Origin of the sequence: Coleofasciculaceae cyanobacterium (genome assembly GCA_036703275.1) — a bacterium.
Taxonomy (GTDB): Bacteria; Cyanobacteriota; Cyanobacteriia; order Cyanobacteriales; family Xenococcaceae; genus Waterburya.
This window is the reverse complement of sequence record DATNPK010000070.1, coordinates 90,687-108,295: the sequence shown is the minus strand read 5'-3', so window position 1 is coordinate 108,295 and position 17,609 is coordinate 90,687. Positions and strand designations below refer to the sequence as shown.

At 40.4% G+C, this 17,609-nt stretch carries 17 protein-coding genes and 1 pseudogene; 3 read left to right on the top strand and 15 right to left on the bottom strand.

Annotation, left to right across the window (positions count from 1 at the left end; all coding sequences use genetic code 11):
- Positions 1–23 precede the first annotated feature (23 nt).
- The gene (locus V6C71_13040) at positions 24–155 is read left to right on the top strand and encodes a hypothetical protein (protein HEY9769397.1); all 132 of its coding nucleotides are present in this window, start codon (positions 24–26) and stop codon (positions 153–155) included.
- Complete coding sequence (locus tag V6C71_13035) at positions 136–261, top strand: hypothetical protein (protein HEY9769396.1); 126 nt, start codon at positions 136–138, stop codon at positions 259–261. Before V6C71_13040 ends, V6C71_13035 begins: the two co-directional genes overlap by 20 nt.
- 52 nt (positions 262–313) lie before the next feature.
- Here the strand turns inward: V6C71_13035 and V6C71_13030 are convergent, their stop codons facing one another.
- Positions 314–1,762: a folate/biopterin family MFS transporter gene (locus tag V6C71_13030; protein HEY9769395.1), complete on the bottom strand. Its 1,449-nt coding sequence runs from the start codon at positions 1,760–1,762 to the stop codon at positions 314–316.
- A 91-nt stretch (positions 1,763–1,853) separates the two neighbouring features.
- On the opposite strand from V6C71_13030, the gene V6C71_13025 reads away from it, so the two are divergent.
- Positions 1,854–2,609 (top strand): class I SAM-dependent methyltransferase, encoded by a 756-nt coding sequence (locus V6C71_13025; GenBank protein HEY9769394.1) that lies wholly within the window; start codon positions 1,854–1,856, stop codon positions 2,607–2,609.
- Positions 2,610–2,671: 62 nt separating this feature from the next.
- Here the strand turns inward: V6C71_13025 and V6C71_13020 are convergent, their stop codons facing one another.
- The 14 genes and pseudogenes from V6C71_13020 to smc form a co-directional block, all read right to left on the bottom strand.
- Positions 2,672–3,589 (bottom strand): TIGR01777 family oxidoreductase, encoded by a 918-nt coding sequence (locus V6C71_13020; GenBank protein ID HEY9769393.1) that lies wholly within the window; start codon positions 3,587–3,589, stop codon positions 2,672–2,674.
- 69 nt (positions 3,590–3,658) lie between these two features.
- Positions 3,659–4,027, bottom strand: coding sequence for a photosystem II reaction center protein Psb28 (gene psb28 / locus V6C71_13015; protein HEY9769392.1), 369 nt, complete (start codon positions 4,025–4,027; stop codon positions 3,659–3,661).
- A 190-nt stretch (positions 4,028–4,217) separates the two neighbouring features.
- A complete protein-coding gene (locus V6C71_13010) occupies positions 4,218–4,403 on the bottom strand; it encodes a PCP reductase family protein (GenBank protein ID HEY9769391.1) in 186 nt (61 codons plus the stop codon).
- A 225-nt stretch (positions 4,404–4,628) separates the two neighbouring features.
- Positions 4,629–7,289 carry a hypothetical protein gene (locus tag V6C71_13005; protein HEY9769390.1) on the bottom strand — a complete coding sequence of 887 codons (2,661 nt, stop codon included), beginning with the start codon at positions 7,287–7,289 and terminating at the stop codon, positions 4,629–4,631.
- 44 nt (positions 7,290–7,333) lie between these two features.
- The gene (locus tag V6C71_13000) at positions 7,334–7,699 is read right to left on the bottom strand and encodes a four helix bundle protein (GenBank protein HEY9769389.1); all 366 of its coding nucleotides are present in this window, start codon (positions 7,697–7,699) and stop codon (positions 7,334–7,336) included.
- Positions 7,700–7,804: 105 nt separating this feature from the next.
- Complete coding sequence (locus tag V6C71_12995; protein ID HEY9769388.1) at positions 7,805–9,826, bottom strand: amylo-alpha-1,6-glucosidase; 2,022 nt, start codon at positions 9,824–9,826, stop codon at positions 7,805–7,807.
- A gap of 73 nt (positions 9,827–9,899) precedes the next feature.
- Positions 9,900–10,043 (bottom strand): VOC family protein, encoded by a 144-nt coding sequence (locus V6C71_12990; GenBank protein HEY9769387.1) that lies wholly within the window; start codon positions 10,041–10,043, stop codon positions 9,900–9,902.
- Between the two features lie 18 nt (positions 10,044–10,061).
- Entirely contained in the window at positions 10,062–10,259 is a 198-nt protein-coding gene (locus V6C71_12985; GenBank protein ID HEY9769386.1) for a hypothetical protein, read from the bottom strand.
- Between the two features lie 34 nt (positions 10,260–10,293).
- Positions 10,294–10,755 (bottom strand): annotated as a pseudogene (locus V6C71_12980) (SDR family oxidoreductase).
- Positions 10,756–10,906: 151 nt separating this feature from the next.
- On the bottom strand, positions 10,907–11,083 hold the full coding sequence (locus V6C71_12975) for a hypothetical protein (GenBank protein ID HEY9769385.1): 177 nt from the start codon (positions 11,081–11,083) through the stop codon (positions 10,907–10,909).
- A 172-nt stretch (positions 11,084–11,255) separates the two neighbouring features.
- Complete coding sequence (locus V6C71_12970) at positions 11,256–11,741, bottom strand: hypothetical protein (protein ID HEY9769384.1); 486 nt, start codon at positions 11,739–11,741, stop codon at positions 11,256–11,258.
- A 51-nt stretch (positions 11,742–11,792) separates the two neighbouring features.
- The gene (locus V6C71_12965; GenBank protein ID HEY9769383.1) at positions 11,793–12,311 is read right to left on the bottom strand and encodes a DM13 domain-containing protein; all 519 of its coding nucleotides are present in this window, start codon (positions 12,309–12,311) and stop codon (positions 11,793–11,795) included.
- Positions 12,312–12,459: 148 nt separating this feature from the next.
- Positions 12,460–13,443 (bottom strand): helix-turn-helix domain-containing protein, encoded by a 984-nt coding sequence (locus V6C71_12960; GenBank protein HEY9769382.1) that lies wholly within the window; start codon positions 13,441–13,443, stop codon positions 12,460–12,462.
- Positions 13,444–13,632: 189 nt separating this feature from the next.
- A complete protein-coding gene (gene smc, locus V6C71_12955; GenBank protein HEY9769381.1) occupies positions 13,633–17,439 on the bottom strand; it encodes a chromosome segregation protein SMC in 3,807 nt (1,268 codons plus the stop codon).
- Positions 17,440–17,609 lie beyond the last annotated feature (170 nt).

Genomic DNA, 17,609 nt, shown 5'->3' with positions numbered 1-17,609 from the left:
TTTGTATCTGAGCGACGATAACTTTGAATCGTTCTTTAATGGCTCATATTGGTCAAAAAAATCCTGCTGTCTTGTTACTCAAGCAAATCATTACTATTGCCCATCAAATGAAAACGTTAGTAACAGCTACAGGCATTGAAACAACTACCAGTTGAATCTGTGCGAGATATGGGATGCGATCGCGGACAAGGATATTTAATTTCTAAGCTACTAGAGCGAGATTCGCTAGATCATTTTCTACTTGGCTCGACTAATCGCTAACTGCCTGCGCTCCAAGCTTAATTTATTGAGATTTACAGCAGTCCGTTGCTTTTTAGTCCTGACTATTATTTGCCGAATTGTTAATCGCAAATTCTGGAACTAGATTGGGAGTAATATTTGCTTGGCTCAAACCTCCTGAATTATGGACTGGAGCTTCGCCAGGAGCAAAATCTTTGCTGGAGAAACTTTCTTGGGGATCTGCTGAAGGCAACCAACCTAAAAAGGGCAGAGGAAGCAGAGTCGATAAATTGGTAATCGTAACTAATAACCAAAGTTGGTCAAAATTATTTTCTGTAACTCCCAGCCATGAAGTTAATAGCGCACCAAATTCATGAGACAACAAGCCAGATAAATTCCAAATCGACATTAATAGCGCAAATAAAGTTGCTTCAACACCTTTGGGGCAAAGTCGCGCTGATAGTACCAACACAGGCATCCAGGTAATTTGTCCGACAACGCTCAAGATTAAACTATCTCCCAAACTAAACCAGCGATCGTCTATACCTAATGCACGGTTAGTATGGGTAACTAACAGCAAGGTTGTCATACCCAAAACTGCGGCAATTACCGTACTCCAGCCGAGAATTTTCCGAAAAGGAACGGTTTTTAAATAACGCTGGAATAAAAAAATTCCGATTAGTGAAGCCAAACTGGTAACTAGCCTGACTCTACCCAAAAACTCTGGTTCAAATCCCAGTTCATTGGTACTAAAGAAAAAGAACGCAGAATCAGCCGTAGGTGTTGCTTGCCAAACGAATAAAAAGGCGATCGGCAACCATACTTGTTTTTGCTTGAGCGCACTCCACAATTGTTTCATTTGTCCTTTTACAGGAGATTTGCCTTCAAGATTGTCTTTGTCGACCTTTTCTTCCGCAATTATCCAGGCTACCGCTGAAATAATTAGGGGAAAAGCTGCGGTAATCTCAAATACTCGATCGCTGCTCAGGTGCTGTAACAATAGACCACTAAAGTAAGCTGTTAGCAATCCTCCTAAAGCCGAAGCACCCCAAGATAAAGATTGTAATGAACCAGATTGTGACAATGATTCTTCCCTAGCTCTTTCGACAATTAAAGAATCGACAATTACATCACTAATCGCCACGGAAAGAGAGGTCAAAAGAATAACTAGGGTTGCTGTTAGAGCATTGTCTACCAAAGTGGCTAAAGCCACCCAGGATGCGCTTCCTAATAGTCCTGCCAAAATCAAATATGGTCGGCGACGATAGCCAAAGATAGGCAACCCATCGGACACAAAACCAAATAATGGTTTAATAATCCAAGGTAGAGCCGTAATACCAGTTAAAGCGGCAACTTCGGCAGGTGTTAAACCTAAATCGTCTTTTAAAAAAAAGCTGACCGCCAAACGCGCTAATCCTAGTATCCCCTGAACAAAATAAACTGTAAGGATGGCAAGTAATTCTGGGGTTGGTTCATTACCAAATAAAATTTTAGCTTGGATTAATTTCTTCCAGCCTTTGAACTCAAAGGAGTTAGCAATCATGTATATTATTAAAGTTTTATAACTATGCCTTAATCATAAGCAATCTTACCCATAAAAGCCGTCCGCTTTTAAAATAAGTTTGAAAATAAAGATGAAAATTAGCCAAAAATATTTAGTCAGTCTGGCTCTAGTCATAACAGCGATCGCCTTTTTATTAACCAACTTTACCTATACTCCTGTTGCCCTGGCTAAAGATAGTTATCCTGATTATTACCGCCAAAAGGCAATCCATAACCCCGACGGTATTGGTAAATACTATATGAAACGAGAAATCGCTCAGGTAATGGGACACCAGGCAATGATGTGGTTAGAAAGAGAGAGTAGAGCCACTGAAGAAAATCCAGATTTGACGGTGCAGAAATTAGACCTTAAACCCGATGATCTGGTTGCAGACATTGGCGCAGGAACAGGTTATTTTAGCTTTCGGATGGCACAGCAAGTTCCCAAAGGCAAGGTGTATGCGGTAGATATCCAGCCAGAAATGTTAAATGCGATCGCTTTGCTCAAAGAAGAGCGACACATTTCCAATGTCGAAACTGTTTTAGGAGAAGAAGACAAGCCTAACCTACCCGCAGAAAGTATCGATCTCGCTTTGATGGTGGATGCCTATCATGAGTTTGCTTATCCCAGGGAAATGATGGCAGAAATAGTCCAAGCCTTGAAGCCAGGGGGAAGAGTAGTCTTGCTGGAATATCGCCAGGAAAACCCGATGATTATGATTAAGCCCCTGCATAAGATGACCCAAAAGCAGGTCAAAAAAGAGCTAAAGGCAGTCGGGTTAAAATGGCAAGAAACCAAAGATTTTTTACCAGAACAACATTTTTTAGTGTTTAGCAAACCCGTTTAACCGGTAAGGGCAAACTGTCTCGCTCGAAAAGGCATTCGCCCTGACCATAATTGTCCGTTGTATTATTGTTTGACTATTGCCGCCAATGCTGGTTTTAGCTCAGGATACTTATAATCAAATCCTGTAGCCTGAGTCTGCTTGGGTAATACCTGCTGTCCTTCTAAAACAACGATCGCCCCATCTCCCAGAAGGATTTCTAAAACGAAATCGGGAACGGGTAGCCAGGAAGGACGGTTCATTACTTCTCCTAAAGTCTGACACAGCTTACCCATACGGACAGGATTTGGGGCAGTAGCGTTATAGACTCCAGACATCTCTTCTTGTTCAACAGCCTGGCAGATTAAATTGACTAAATCATCGCGGTGAATCCAAGAAAACCATTGCTTACCGCTACCAATAGGGCCGCCGGCAAACATTTTGAATGGTCCAATCATCTTACCCAATGCACCACCGTTAGCCAGCACGATACCAATGCGGAGAATTACTAAACGCACGCCCAACTCCGTTACCTTTTGCGCCTCTTGCTCCCAGTTTTGACATACTTGCGCCAGAAAATCGTTACCCGAATTGCTGGTTTCATCAAAGGCTGCGGTTTCACTACTGCCATAGTAGCCGATCGCCGATCCACTTACTAACACCTTGGGCTTAGATTCTGCCATAGCGATCGCTTCGACTAATTTCCTAGTTCCAATCTGGCGACTTGCCATAATAGCCTCCTTTTGCTGAGGACTCCAGCGTTCGGCGATCGGTTCACCAGCCAAATTAATCACCGCATCACAGCCCGAAACGCGCTGTTGCCAGTCTCCCGACTCCTGAGGCGTATATTGAACTATTTCTAACTTGGAGAAAGCAGAAGCAGGAAAAACTTTTTGAGCCTTAGTAGGATTACGAGTAAAAACTAATATTTGATGTCTTTGATTTAGTTGGGCAACTAAACGACTGCCGACTAAACCTGTTGCACCTGTAATTGCGATTTTCATAAATTAATTGTTTTGATTTTAAAGCGTTATCTTAATTCTTGGTTACTAAAATTAGCGACAACGGTTTATTTATTTTGTACCAAATTCCATATCGTTAGCTTCTGCATAACGATTCATAAAACGAGTGAATCTTTCCCAATGACTGTCCGATTCGATATCAAACTTGCATTCGACTTTTCTAAGTTCATTTCCCTGATCGCCACCAAAAATCATTTTTAACGAGTTAGGCGATACTAAAATTTGCCCTTCAGAATCAATCAGACTTAAATTTTGAGCCGATCCTTTAGTAAAGCTGTTAAATCTTTCTAGAGCGTTTAAAGATTCAAAGGTCATCAAAACATTGCGAATTCCAGTATTTTTATTACGTCGCAAGCTGACACCGTTCAATTCTTCGGCGACACCCTGGAAAAACTCAATTGAAGGAATAATAGATGACATCAAAAATGAAAAATTTAAGCTAAATTTTATTTTTTATAATTACCATACTAGACTGGGAGCATAAGTATATTTAGAACAACAATATAGATCGCGTTGTCTTTTCGTTATTTTACTTAATACTTGCTTCTATCACGCGATCGCCATAATTCGCTAGACAAGGCAACAGCAATCTCATCGTAAAAAAATCAAATTATTGTCCAAATTCTGCTCTAGCCTGTTCTACAATCTCAATAGTTACTTCTTCTAATTCTGCTGCACGGGCAATTGCTTCAATTCTTTGGCGTGCTTGAGGACGAGCAAAAAAAGGAATCATTCTCAGTTTTGCTTGTGCTTGAGGTGTCCAATATAGGTCGTCAGTGAAGTTCAAGTTTCTCATAGTAAACTACTCATGCTCTATAAGACTACCTTTATAGTATGTCTATATTTTCAGCTAAGTTCCACCAGCTTAGACAAAGTTAATTATTTAATTTGCCTTGGCATCAAAATTGATTGGATTTGGTTGCTACAAAATGCCGAATTAATCAACCTACTGTAAATTAAAAAATCATTGTGATTAAAATAATCGCCGGACATATTTACGTTATTCTTTGCTTCCTCGTGTTCAATATTCAGCCTGTTGTTGAAGTAGTTTGGCAATTAATCCTGTCCAGCCAGTTTGATGTGATGCACCAATTCCCGCGCCGTTGTCGCCGTGAAAATATTCATAGAACAGAATCAAATCGCGCCAATGAGGATCGGTTTGAAATTGCTTAATATTTCCATACAGAGGGCGTTTTCCAAATTCGTCGGCGAGAAAAATCTTGATTAATCGTTGAGAAATCTCATCGGCAACTTGCCACAGATTAAGCCAGTTACCCGAACCTGTAGGACATTCAACTTGGAAATTATCTCCTAAATAGTGATGAAATTGTTGCAAAGATTCAATTAGCAGATAATTGACGGGAAACCAAATTGGTCCACGCCAGTTAGAATTACCGCCAAACAAGCCGCTAGAAGACTCCGCTGGTTCGTAATCTACTCGGTGTTGTTGCCCATCAACATAAAAAGTGTATGGGTGTGAACCATGATATTTAGACAGGGCGCGAATGCCATAGTCACTCAAAAATTCATTTTCAGCTAAAAGTTTGGTGAGGATCTGACGCAGCCGATCGTGAGATTCAAAGCGATCGATAGTAGTGTAACAAAGGGCTAACATTCGTCTCGCACCCACCCCTTCTGTTTCCATACAGGCGACATTGCTTTTGAGTTGGGGACGATTATTGATAAACCATTCCAATCTTTCTTTAAAATTCGGCAGACGTTCGAGTAAATCTGGTTCGAGGGTTGTAACGGCAAATAGGGGAATTAAACCTACCATCGATCGCACTTTTAATCTAACTCTGCTATTGTCGGGAAGATGCAAGACATCGTAAAAGAAGCCATCTGATTCATCCCATAGTTGAGTATTTTCCTCGCCAATATGAGTCATGGCATCAGCTATATAGATAAAATGCTCGAAGAACTTAGTTGCCATGTCTTCGTATACGGGATTTTCTAAAGCTAGTTCTAAAGCGATAGTCAGCATATTAAGACAGTACATTGCCATCCAGCTTGTACCATCAGCCTGTTCGATATAGCCTCCTGTAGGTAAGGATGCGCTGCGATCGAATACGCCGATATTATCTAAACCGAGAAAACCCCCTTCAAAGATATTATTACCTTGAGCATCCTTACGATTAACCCACCAGGTAAAGTTCAGCAATAACTTCTGGAAAACTCGTTCTAAGAAAGTGCGATCGCCCTTGCCAGACATTTTTTGTTCGATTTTATACACCCGCCAGGTAGCCCAAGCATGAACGGGAGGGTTAACATCACCGAATGCCCATTCATAAGCGGGAAGCTGTCCGTTGGGGTGCATATACCACTCGCGAGTCATGACATCTAATTGTTCTTTGGCAAATTCAGGATCGACCACTGCTAAAGGTAAAGCATGAAAAGCCAAATCCCAGGCAGCATACCAGGGATATTCCCACTTGTCGGGCATAGAGATAATTTCGGCATTATCTAAATGCTTCCATTGATAATTTCTACCTTCTTTACGGGCTGGGGGTGGTGGCAGATTATTAGGATCGCCTTGAAGCCATTCTTCTATGCAATAATAATAATATTGTTTACTCCACAGCATTCCCGCAAACGCCTGTCGTTGAATATTGCGTTCGGCTTCACTAACAGGAAAAGGAGTTACCTGTTGATAAAATTCATCAGCTTCTTGTTTTCTAGTTTGTAAAACATCATTGAATTCTGGATTAAAAGGTTGAGTCAAATCAGCCGTATCGCTAAGGCGTAATTTAATTACTTTAGTTTCCCCCGCACCTAGATTAAAAACATAATGGGGTGAGAATTTTGTACCTAACTGCTGAGAATTTACTGCATCTTTGTCACCATGCACTACATAATCATTGATGCCATCTTTGACATAGGGTGAATTATTGTCAGCATTAAACAGCCGTTGATAATTAGTTTCGTTTTCCGTGAATAACAGATTGGATGTCCCTACGCCATCACAATACAACCAGCGATCGCTCAATTTATTTTGATGAACTTGAATTACGCTAAACTCTTCATTGATATCATAAACTTTTAAATTGGGCTTAACCGCATCTTGTTGCCAAGACCAAGTATTGCGAAACCAGAGAGTAGGTAAAATATGTAGGGGTTTAGTCTCTGTACCACGATTGATCGCCGTAATTTGAATGACGATATCTTCAGGCGTATTTTTAGCATATTCAACAAAGACATCAAAATAACGATTGTCGTCAAAAACACCAGTATCTAATAACTCATATTCCAATTCGTAACGCGATCGCCTTTGATTTTCCTTGACTAATAATTCATAGGGATATGCCGCTTGGGGATATTTATACAAGCACTTCAAATAAGAGTGAGTCGGAGTACTATCGAGATAAAAGTAGTATTCCTTAACATCTTCGCCGTGATTGCCTTGATTACCCGTCAAACCAAACAATCTTTCCTTTAAAATTGGATCTTGTTCATTCCAGAGGGCGATCGCAAAACATAACTGCTGTTGAGAGTCACTAATGCCGGCAATACCATCTTCTCCCCAACGATAGGCACGCGATCGCGCATGATCGTGAGGAAAATAGTCCCAAGCTGCACCATACTCACTATAGTCTTCTCTAACCGTCCCCCACTGTCTTTCACTCAAATAAGGACCCCAGTTTTTCCATTCTTTATTTTGTAAACGTTCTAATTCTTTATTCATTATTAATGGTTAATAGCTAATAGCTAATAGCTAATGGTCAGTTGTTATTTCTGTTTACCAATTGAGTTTAGATAAGCATTGAGTTTGGGTGATAATTCATCAACAATTGGTTGTAGTATATTTATTTGGTCTGTGGTTAATAGATTTCTTGAATACGCCCTTCTTAACCAGTGTCTTGTCTCATTTAATGAACCTCTAGCTATTTTGATAAAACGTTTATTGTCTTGATAGTTATACCGTCCTTCCCCCTCTGCAATGTTTGCACCTACACTGTCAGCAGAGCGAACAATCTGTTTTCCTACGGTATCTTCCGCAAAAAAATCCCAGTTTTGTACAATATTCCAAATTTCATCTGCTAATTTTTCCGATAATTTGTACACCTGTAAATTTTGAAAATTTGGCCGATTCATTTACTTTCATTACTAACTAAAAACTAAATGCTAGCCTTGTACCTAACTATCAGCAATTAGCCATCAACTATTAGCAATTAGCCATCAACTATTAGCAATTAGCCATTAGCAATTAGCCATTAACCATCCCCGCAACACCTCTGCCACAGTCCAAGCTTGAGCAAACGCACCTCGAGGAGTAAAAGGCGCATCGGCATCAAAAATTTCACTCAAACTACCAACGCAGGCTGCTGCAAGATGTTCCGACATTGGTTCAAGAAACGACTTACATACTTCTGGGTTTTGATATACCTTCAGATGTGCCTGAACAAAATGACCGATTAACCAGCCCCAGACTGTACCCTGATGATATGCCCGATCTCGCTGTAAACGATCGCCTCCGTAGATGCCAACGTAATCAGGATGATTGGGACAAAGCGATCGCAATCCATAAGAAGTTAACAAACGTCGTGAGACAAGATCGACTACCTGTTTTTGTTGTCGATCGTCAAGTAGAGGCGCAAGGCTTGCGCCCAAAGACAAGTTTTTACCTATACTCATTGCTGGTAAAGATACGGCAAAAATTTGATTAGGGCGCAGAGAATCATCATTACCAGCGGGAGTATCTAAAACGTCATAACAGTATTGTAAATCTGGATGCCAAAAACGTTGAAACCCCTCTCTAGTTTTAGCTGCCATCTCTAAATATTCCTTCTCCGACTTACCTAGATAGCTAGCAAATTGGGACATAATAATTAAAGCATTGTACCAAAGGGCATTTATCTCCACAGGTTTACCAATACGAGGCGTAACTACCCAATTGCCAACCTTGGCATCCATCCAAGTTAATTGAACTCCCTTTTCTCCTGCATAAATTAACCCATCGGAGTCTAGATGAATATTGTAGCGAGTTCCCCGACGATGCCAGTCAATAATCTCGACTAAAGCAGGAAATAGCTCAATTAATAGCCGTTTATCGCCCGTATGAGCCAAATAATCCCTAATTGCTTCAAAAAACCACAGACTAGCATCAACAGTATTATATTCTGGGGTTTCTCCTCGATCGGGAAACACATTAGGCAGCATTCCCCGATCGATGTATTTAGCAAAAGTACGTAGAATAACCTTAGCCACCTCAAAACGACCTGTGGTTAGAGTTAATCCTGGTAAGCTAATCATAGTATCTCTACCCCAGTCGCCAAACCAAGGATAACCAGCAATAATTGTTTTACCTTGAGGAACATCTGCTATGGGGCGATCGACGATAAACTGATCCGCGGCTACAACTAATTGCTGAATCCAACTGGGGATAACTTTAGGCTGATGGCGATCGCTGAAAAGAGCGATTAACTTTTGTTCTCTTTTGCCTTTTTTCTCAGCGTCTCGTTCCCTATTGTCTCCATCTTTAGTACTGGCAACTATAGTTACCGACTCTTCAGATTGGAGAGAAACCCGACAATTTCCTGCATACAAATGATCCTCAATACTATTCAAACCTCGATACTTTTCTACTGCTAAAGCAAAATTTTTGTACCAGACATGATTAATTTGCCAAGCAATTACCTCTTGATTTTTGACACTAGACAGATACAAACTAGTCGCATCAGCAAATGCTTTAATTTTGATACCCTGTTGTTGATTAACAATTTCATAAGGCCGATCGCTATTACGAGTACTACTATGGCGATCGCGATAATTAACTAAAGCTTTGAGAGATAAGGTTAATAGTTGACTACCACGCAGCATTTTATATTGAATATAGGTAGTATTTTCTTGCTGCTGCATCCAAACTCGCTTTTCGATTAACGCATCGCCGCAAGCATAAACCCATACAGGAGTTGTTCCTTCGAGATAAAATCTTTCTAGCTGTTGATAACCATGAGGTGCAATAGTGCCATCCGCCCAACGGTTAGTATGTAAAGGATAAGCAACATCACCATAGACAACAGTTTCATCAAGTTTGGTTAACAATAGAGTTATGCCCAAAGGTGGCTTGAGAGTAGCCAACAACAAACCGTGATAGCATCTGGTTAACAATCCCGATACCGTACCAGAAGCATAACCGCCAATCCCGTTGGTTACTAACCATTCTCGGTGTTCTGATATTTCTAAATTACCGCAGACTTCTCGACCAAATTTTATACTCATTTTTTTTGTTGAAAAGTATTTAATTAAACAAGAAGAGGAATCCGATTAGCCATTAGCCATTAGCCATTAGCCATTAGCCATTATTCAGGTGTTCTTGTTCTGTGCCATAGTTTTCACTTTTTCCTGCTAATTCTAATCCTAATAAATCCCTATAAAAATTCAAGCTGGTTTCCGTATCAGAAATAGCGATCGCCGTATGCTCGATACCCAAAAACATATTTTCTGTAGGCTTTTGTCAGCTTCCCCAGGGAGAATAGATAATGGCGATCGCCGTTAATCCCATCGCTATGCCGATAATTACCCGTCGGATAAAAGCATGAAATATCTGCTGTAATAGATAATCAGACGACTCCAAAAGGGTCACCACCCCCGCAGCCACCATAAAACTACCTAACCCCCAAGCTTCTATTAGATACTCCCGCCAATTCTTCATTATTAAAAAACTCGCTACTCGCTAGTCAAAAAACTTACCCATTAGTCGTAAACCCTGGATACAAAGTCATTCCACCATCAAAAAACAAGGTAATACCATTAACATAGTCAGAGGCATCCGAAGCCAGCCAAACAGCAGCGTTACCAGTATCTCAAGGATCGCCGACTCGTTTATAGGGAATCAATTCTAATAACTTTGCTTCCGCTTCAGGAGTATCCTAAGCCTCTTAATTAATCGGAGTTTTAATCGCTTCTGGGGCAATACTGTTAACGCGAATCTTTTGAGGTGCTAGTTCTTGCGCTATACTTTTCATCAACATCATCACTCCGCCTTTGGAGGCTGCATAGTTGCAATGACCAGCCCAGGGTATAGTTTCGTGTACCGAACTCATACAGATGATCTTGCCCATCGCACAAAAACGTTCGGGAACAATTCCTCGACGCATAAATTCTTTTACTGCTTCTCGCGCGCAGAGAAACTGTCCTGTTAAATTAATACTAATAACTTTATTCCATGCTTCTAAAGGACATCTCTACTAAAGAAAAATCTTGCTGTAAACCTGCATTGCTAACTAAAATATCTACTGCCCCATAACTTGAGATCGCAGCGTCGAACATAACTTTAACTTCTTCTTGACTAACATCAGCCTAAACAGCAATTGCTTCACCTCCTAAAGCAGCAATCTTACTCACTGTCTCATCTGCACCTTTAGCACTACGAGCATAATTAACTACTACTTTTGCTCCTGCAATGGCTTTAGCGATCGCCACTCCCGCCCCAATACCAGAGCTACCCCCGTCACTAAAGCAACTTAACTTTGTCAAAAATTTGTTTTGCTCATTAATATTTAATTAAGTAATATAGTTGAGATACATTTTGTGAGGAGAATGGCAAGATACTCTCTTTGCCTTGGCGCTGCTTGTGAAAGTTGTTTCAGACAACTGCCCTGCCTCAACAGCACCAAAAGAAACGCCTACCTATTACTAATGATCGGATTTAGGTTTTGTCTTGTAGCCTTACTTGCGCCGTACCGATAGGAATTGTGCCATCTAAACCTGACCACATTCCAAAGATTCGATATGTAGCAAAACCGCCGTCCCCCATGGTAGGCACTTCGACACCATCTAATTTTACAGTTAAGTAAGTCTCAGGCTCTACTGGTTCGCTAAAAGCAAGTTCGAGAGTGTTTTCTTCTGTAGTCACTTTGGTAGCAATTTCGTTACCATCACCGTCTTCTACTGTTGCACCATTAAGAATTCGCATTTCATTGGGAATATTTACTATAAGTCCCTCTAACGGCAAGCTGGTTATAAAAACGGTAAAGTAATGTTCGCTTCCTACTGCATTGGCAAGTCCAGAATTAGAGATAAAAGGTGCAGTAAAGTTCATCTGTAAAACTGCTCCTGCTTTGGGAGAAAATCCAGTTAAGGTAACGCCAGCAATAGCTAAAGCAGATAAAGTACCAACAAATAATTTTTTCATCTTTGAGTCATTTCAAGAGATAAGGATAAGTCACGATTGCAGTTTGTAATTTTAGTTAACACTGGCACTACTATCAGTTATTAAAGGTGCATAACCCATAGTCGCGTTAGCCATACGACACCAAACAACTACCGATTGGAATTGCGAAGGATCGACGAAGTCGGGAATCGGATATCGTTGCGCGCCAGTAACGCTTTGTATTCCGCCTAAATTAAGATATCGAGTCGAGTCAGTACCTTCATATTTTGCAGGTGCTTCTGATATGGTGTCTAATAAGATCTGTAAGTCGGGTGCTTGGTCGTTAGTGCTAAAGGCTGAATCGATTTCAAGATACTTTTGTCCGTTTTGATCAACAATTTTCGCTTTGCCTGTTGTGGGTGCTTCTGCTGCCACAAACTCACCAGACATTAGAGCTGTTTGAGATATTAGAACCCCAGAGTGTTCTAGGTTGTTATTTGCTGATTTGGAAGTAAAGCTAGCTTGACTAGTTTGAGATAGATTTACGATCGCACCTAAGCAGATTAAAGAAATAGTTGCCGACTTTAGCATTAGCATTAATTTTGAGTTCATAATTTTAATTCCTGTGAATAATTGCTGTGGTCAACAAACCAAAAGTTTGTTGGAAATGAATATACTTGGATTGGCTGGAATAATTCTTGCTGATTTTTGCGATCGCTATTGCATTCTTGTTTATTGATAGAAATAATTGAATGAGGGGCTACTCCATATTGCGATAAACATTTGGTGTTAATCCTACACATCTACGAAAGTGCTGTGTCATTTGAGATTGGGAAGTGAATCCACATTCTAAAGCCACTTCTACAAGTGAAAGCTTTCTTTGTTTTAGTAGCTTTTTAGCTTTGGCAATTCGTTGCTGAATTATGTATTGATAGGGAGAAATCCCCGTTGATTGTTTAAAAAGATGACAAAAGTAATATTGACTGATGTTCACAATATTAGCGAGATCGAAGACTTTAATATTTTCATTAAGATGAGTATCAATATAATCTGTAGCCTGCTTGAGTTTGTATTTCGGTAGTCCGCCATAATATTGACGAAGTTTGGGTTTAGTAACAGTATTAGGCAAAGTAATGCGATTATTGTCGCTGGTAATCATTTGCTCTGCTTCTAGTTTGGCTAAAGCTATAGATAAAGTTCCAGGAATCAAACCTAACTCCGCAGCAATTTCCTGAAGTGGAGCTTTTAAGGTAGTGGTTTTAGCGTCTTCAGCGTCTTTTGATAGTTTTTCCAAATTGTATTTCAAGTACTTTAAGACTCGGCGATCGGCAAGAGAAATGTTCCGCCATTCTAAACGCATCTGTAATTGAGATATTTTTTGGCTTAATATCTCTAAGGTTGCTTCAATAACTAAAGGGGATTGTTCGAGGCTGGCTAAGACTATTGACTTCGGATAGGCAATAACTCGAGCCTCAGTTTTGGCGATCGCGCTAGTATGGTAGGTTTCAAAAAATAAGCTGGTTTCTCCTAAAGTTTCTCCCCGATTGAGTGTTTGTAAAACTGCCATTTTATGGTTATCGGGATAGCTAACCTCTTGAAAACGTCCTTGTTGAATTAAATATAAATAGTTAGCACGATCTCCTTTACAAAACAATCTTTCTCCTTGCGACACATTTTGAGCGATCGCACTATTTTTTAGTGTATTAGGCAAGCGATCGACTATGTCCAGCTTCATTTGTTCCATTCCTATTGAGATTACATAATCAATCGTGCTTTTTTAAACTGAGTACTGTCTGAAAATTCGCTTAAATTTCGTTCTAGATAAACCTTAGAAAAAGAATCATCCCAATTGTGCAACGCTAAAAATTTAATATGAGTGGCGCGATCGCGAAAATAAACAGTTTTAATATCTGCTGCTTCGATCTATTCAGAATTACTTCATCTTAATTCCCAACACCTGAGTATGTGCGCCTCTGGCTTGGGTAACGCCGATAGTTCTTTCTGAGGCTTCAATCATTGGACGACGTAGACTTACGACAATAAACTGTGCCGACTGTGCTTGTTTTTTCACCATGCGGGATAGCTTTTCGACGTTTGCACCATCGAGAAACATATCTACTTCATCAAAGGCATAGAAAGGGGAAGGTCGATATTTTTGTAGAGAAAAGATAAAGCCAAGTGCAGTTAAAGATTTTTCTCCCCCAGACATGGAACTTAGCTTTTGTACGGGCTTACCTTTGGGATGAGCAACCAGATTTAAACCTCCGTTGAAAGGATCGTTTTTATCTTCTAGCTGTAGATGTCCATCACCATCAGAGAGTTCAGCATATATTTTCTGGAAGTTTTCATTTACGGCATCATAAGATTCTTTAAACGCTCGCAAACGCAGAGTAGTAAATTTCTCTACACGCATTAACAATTCGGTTCTTTCAGCTTCGATAGTATCTAATTTATGGGATAGTTCTTGTAATCTAGCCTCAGTTTTTTCATATTCTTCCAACGCCAACATATTGACAGGTTCCATTGCTTCAAGGCGTTTTTCTCCGTTACGTATCTGTCTTTGTAGCTGTTCTATTTGTTCTTGAAGATTGGCAAAGGTTATTGATTCTCCTGCCTCGATCGCATCTTCGTTAACCAACTGCGGAATTTGGGGAATTGGATTGGGTAATTCTGCTTCATGTTCGGCTATTTGTTGCTGTAAGGTTTGGAGAGTTGCTTGTCTTTCCTGTTGTGTTGTCTGAAGTTTTTCTAGTTGCCAAGCTTGTTTTTGATGCTGCTCGCGCAACTGTTTTAGCTGAGTTTCCAAGCGATCGCGTTCTTGTTTAGTTTCTCCAAGTTTGGCTGAAAGTTGTTCTAATTCTGCTTCGGCAATAATAATTTTCTGAGCAATTTCGATTAGTTGATTGCTAATTGTCGCCTGTTGTTGTTTGATTGCTGCTTGGTCGTCATTTAGCAAAACAATATTTTGTTCTGCTTCGCTTATTTTTTCCTGTAATCTTTGATATCTATTAGTCAATTCTAATAGTTGAGTTTCTGCCTGTCTTAAAGTTCGTTCCTCTAGCTGTAGCTGTTCTTCCTGGCTGGTAATTACTGTTTGTACCTGTTGCCATTCGCTCTGAGAATGAGATTCTTCTAATACTTTTAGCTGCTGCTGTAACTCCTGTAATCTAGCTTCTTGTTCGGGAATTTCTCGATTTAATATTAACAAACGGGATTGAATCTTATCTCTTTCCTGACGATTAGTGTGTAGTTGATTAATTAATAATTCCCGTTGACCAGTTAGACGTTTCAAATCTTTTTCTAACTGTTCGGACAAGATTTTATTATCTCTACCTAACTGTCTGGCTTCGGTTAACTCTTCTGCCAAATCCTTGATTTGCGCGATTTGATTTGCTATTGTTTGGTCATAGTTGTTTAAGATGCGCTCTATTTCTGCCAAACGCTCTTTTAATACTTCTACTTGTCCAGATTCACGGTTAGCAGCACCACCGAAATGCAGACTAGAACGACTAGATTGACTTCCCCCAGTCATTGCGCCACTGACTTCTAAGATTTCTCCTTCTAAGGTAACAATGCGATGTTTTCCTAGCTGGGAACGAGCATTATTTAAGTTGTCAAATATTACGGTATTGCCAAAGACATAGGCAAAGATATCCTCATAGCGAGGATCGCACTCAACTAGATTTACTGCCAGATCGACAAAACCACTACCAAAGCGCATAGTCGCCATGTTACCAAGATGCGGTGCTTGAATCTTGTTTAAAGGTAAGAAGGTTGCTCTCCCTGCTCGTTCTCTTTTTAATAATTCAATACCTTGTGCAGCAACGCGATCGCTTTCCACTACAATAAATCCCAATCTCCCCCCCGCAGCGGTTTCCAAAGCTAATCGGTAACGCTCTTCTACCTGTCCTAACTGTACTACTAACCCTTCTACCCCTGATAGGTTGGAGTTAAGAATAATCTTGCTGGCGTAAGTTCCCTGAACTTCTTGTTGTGCTTGGGTTTTAGCCTCTAGCTTGTCTAGTTCTCGTTGCTTATCTCGCTGTTCTTTTAACAAACGCTGTTGAGTTTCCTGCTGCAAAGAGCGATCGCCTTCTGCTTCGGCTAGCTGTTGAGCAATTTCTTGGACATGAGCTTGTTCTGTGGCTACTTTACTGAAAAGGGAATCGTATTCACTTTGCTTGGTGTTTAATTCTGCGTCTACTGCTGCTAAAGACTGGGTTTGTTCTCGAATAGTATGATCTAGCTGATTAGATCTTTCGCTAATCCTAGCTTGTTCGGTACGCTGAGGATTTAAAATTTCTTGAATTATCGCGGCTTGACGAGAAAGAGTTGCTTGTTCTTGTACCCAAGCCTCTGAAGCTTCGGCGATCGCATTAGCATTTTCTTTACTCTGACTAACGGTTTGTCTGGCTGCGAGCGCATTTTTGCTTAGTAAGGGAATAGTCTCATCTTCTAACCTGTCTTTCTCTTTGCCAAGCTGCTTGATTTCCTGCTGGTACTGTTCTAAATTTTGCTGAGTTTGTACCAAGTTAAGCTGTTTCTGCTGGCTGGTATTATTTAATTCCCCCTGCTTTTGCTGTAGAGTTAGCTGTTTAGCTTTCTGGGTAGCTAACTCTGAAGCTACCGATAGCTGTTCATCCTCACCCAAGGCTTTGACTTGAGCATTAAGATTTTCTAGCTTTTCACTCTGTTCTTTAACTGCCGTATCTAACTTGGCAATATTATCGGTTAAGCGTACCGCTTCTGCTTCCCCAGCCGTAAACTTCTTCTGTAACTCCTGCTGTTGTTGCGTAAGCGATCGCCAAATTAAAACTTTTTCCTGATTCTTCTTCTCCTGGACATTTTCTTTTAACTGGCGGTATTTTTCCGCCTTGACTCGATCTGCTGCCAGGCGATCGCGATTAGCAATCAATTCTTGAGCAATAATATGGCATTTTTCTTCTCTTTCCTGTACCTTATCCAGCGTCTTGCGCGTTTGCTCAATTTTACGGTCAAATGCTGCTACTCCCGCTAATTCATCGATAATCTCGCGTCTTTCTCTGGAATTCATCGTAATAATGCTGGTAACGTCACCCTGTAACACTACGTTATAGCCTTCTGGATAAACCCTTAGTTTTTGTAGCTGTTCGTGAACTTCCGTTGCTGTAGATACTTCTCCGTTAATATAAAACGTCGAGGTATAGTTACCATTTTTTCCTACCCGCAACCGCCGCGTTATCTTCCACTCCAGACTATTTCCATTGGCGATCGCGATAATTTTCTGATCGTCTCGATCTACTGCGGTGCTTTGTGATTCGTCTTCAACTTCTGGATTTATTTCTGCTTCAAAATGACCATTACTATTACTATTACTATTGCCGTTTTCAGCACAGCCATCTTCCATAGCTGCTGGCAACTCTTCGGTGGAGGAAATAAGAGTTAAATCTTGAGCATCAGTAACTGTTGTCACCACATCTGACAAGTCACCTAAATCAGTTAAATCAAAGGTAACAGAGACAACAGCCTCCGCAGCTTTACCATTGCTAATCTGTTTATTATTAACCAAGTCGGGCAAGCGATCGGCACGCATTCCCTTGGAACTCGCTAAACCTAAACAAAACAGCAGCGCATCTAAGATATTTGACTTTCCTGACCCATTTGGCCCCGAAACTACGGTAAAACCAGGTAATATAGGAACTTTTGTTGTGCCACCGAAAGATTTAAAGTGGGACAGTTCAACGCGCTTTATATGAACCATGAACTAAGGCTTTGACTCGGTAAGGTAAATAGTATTTTTGTACTAGTTGACAGTCACGCTACTGGGAACACTAATGGTTGTAACTACAATCAGTCAATATAGGGGGAAAAACTCGATTTTCTTAATACTTAGTAATATTTGTGTGGCTGCCAAAAGTGTTGTCTAGATTT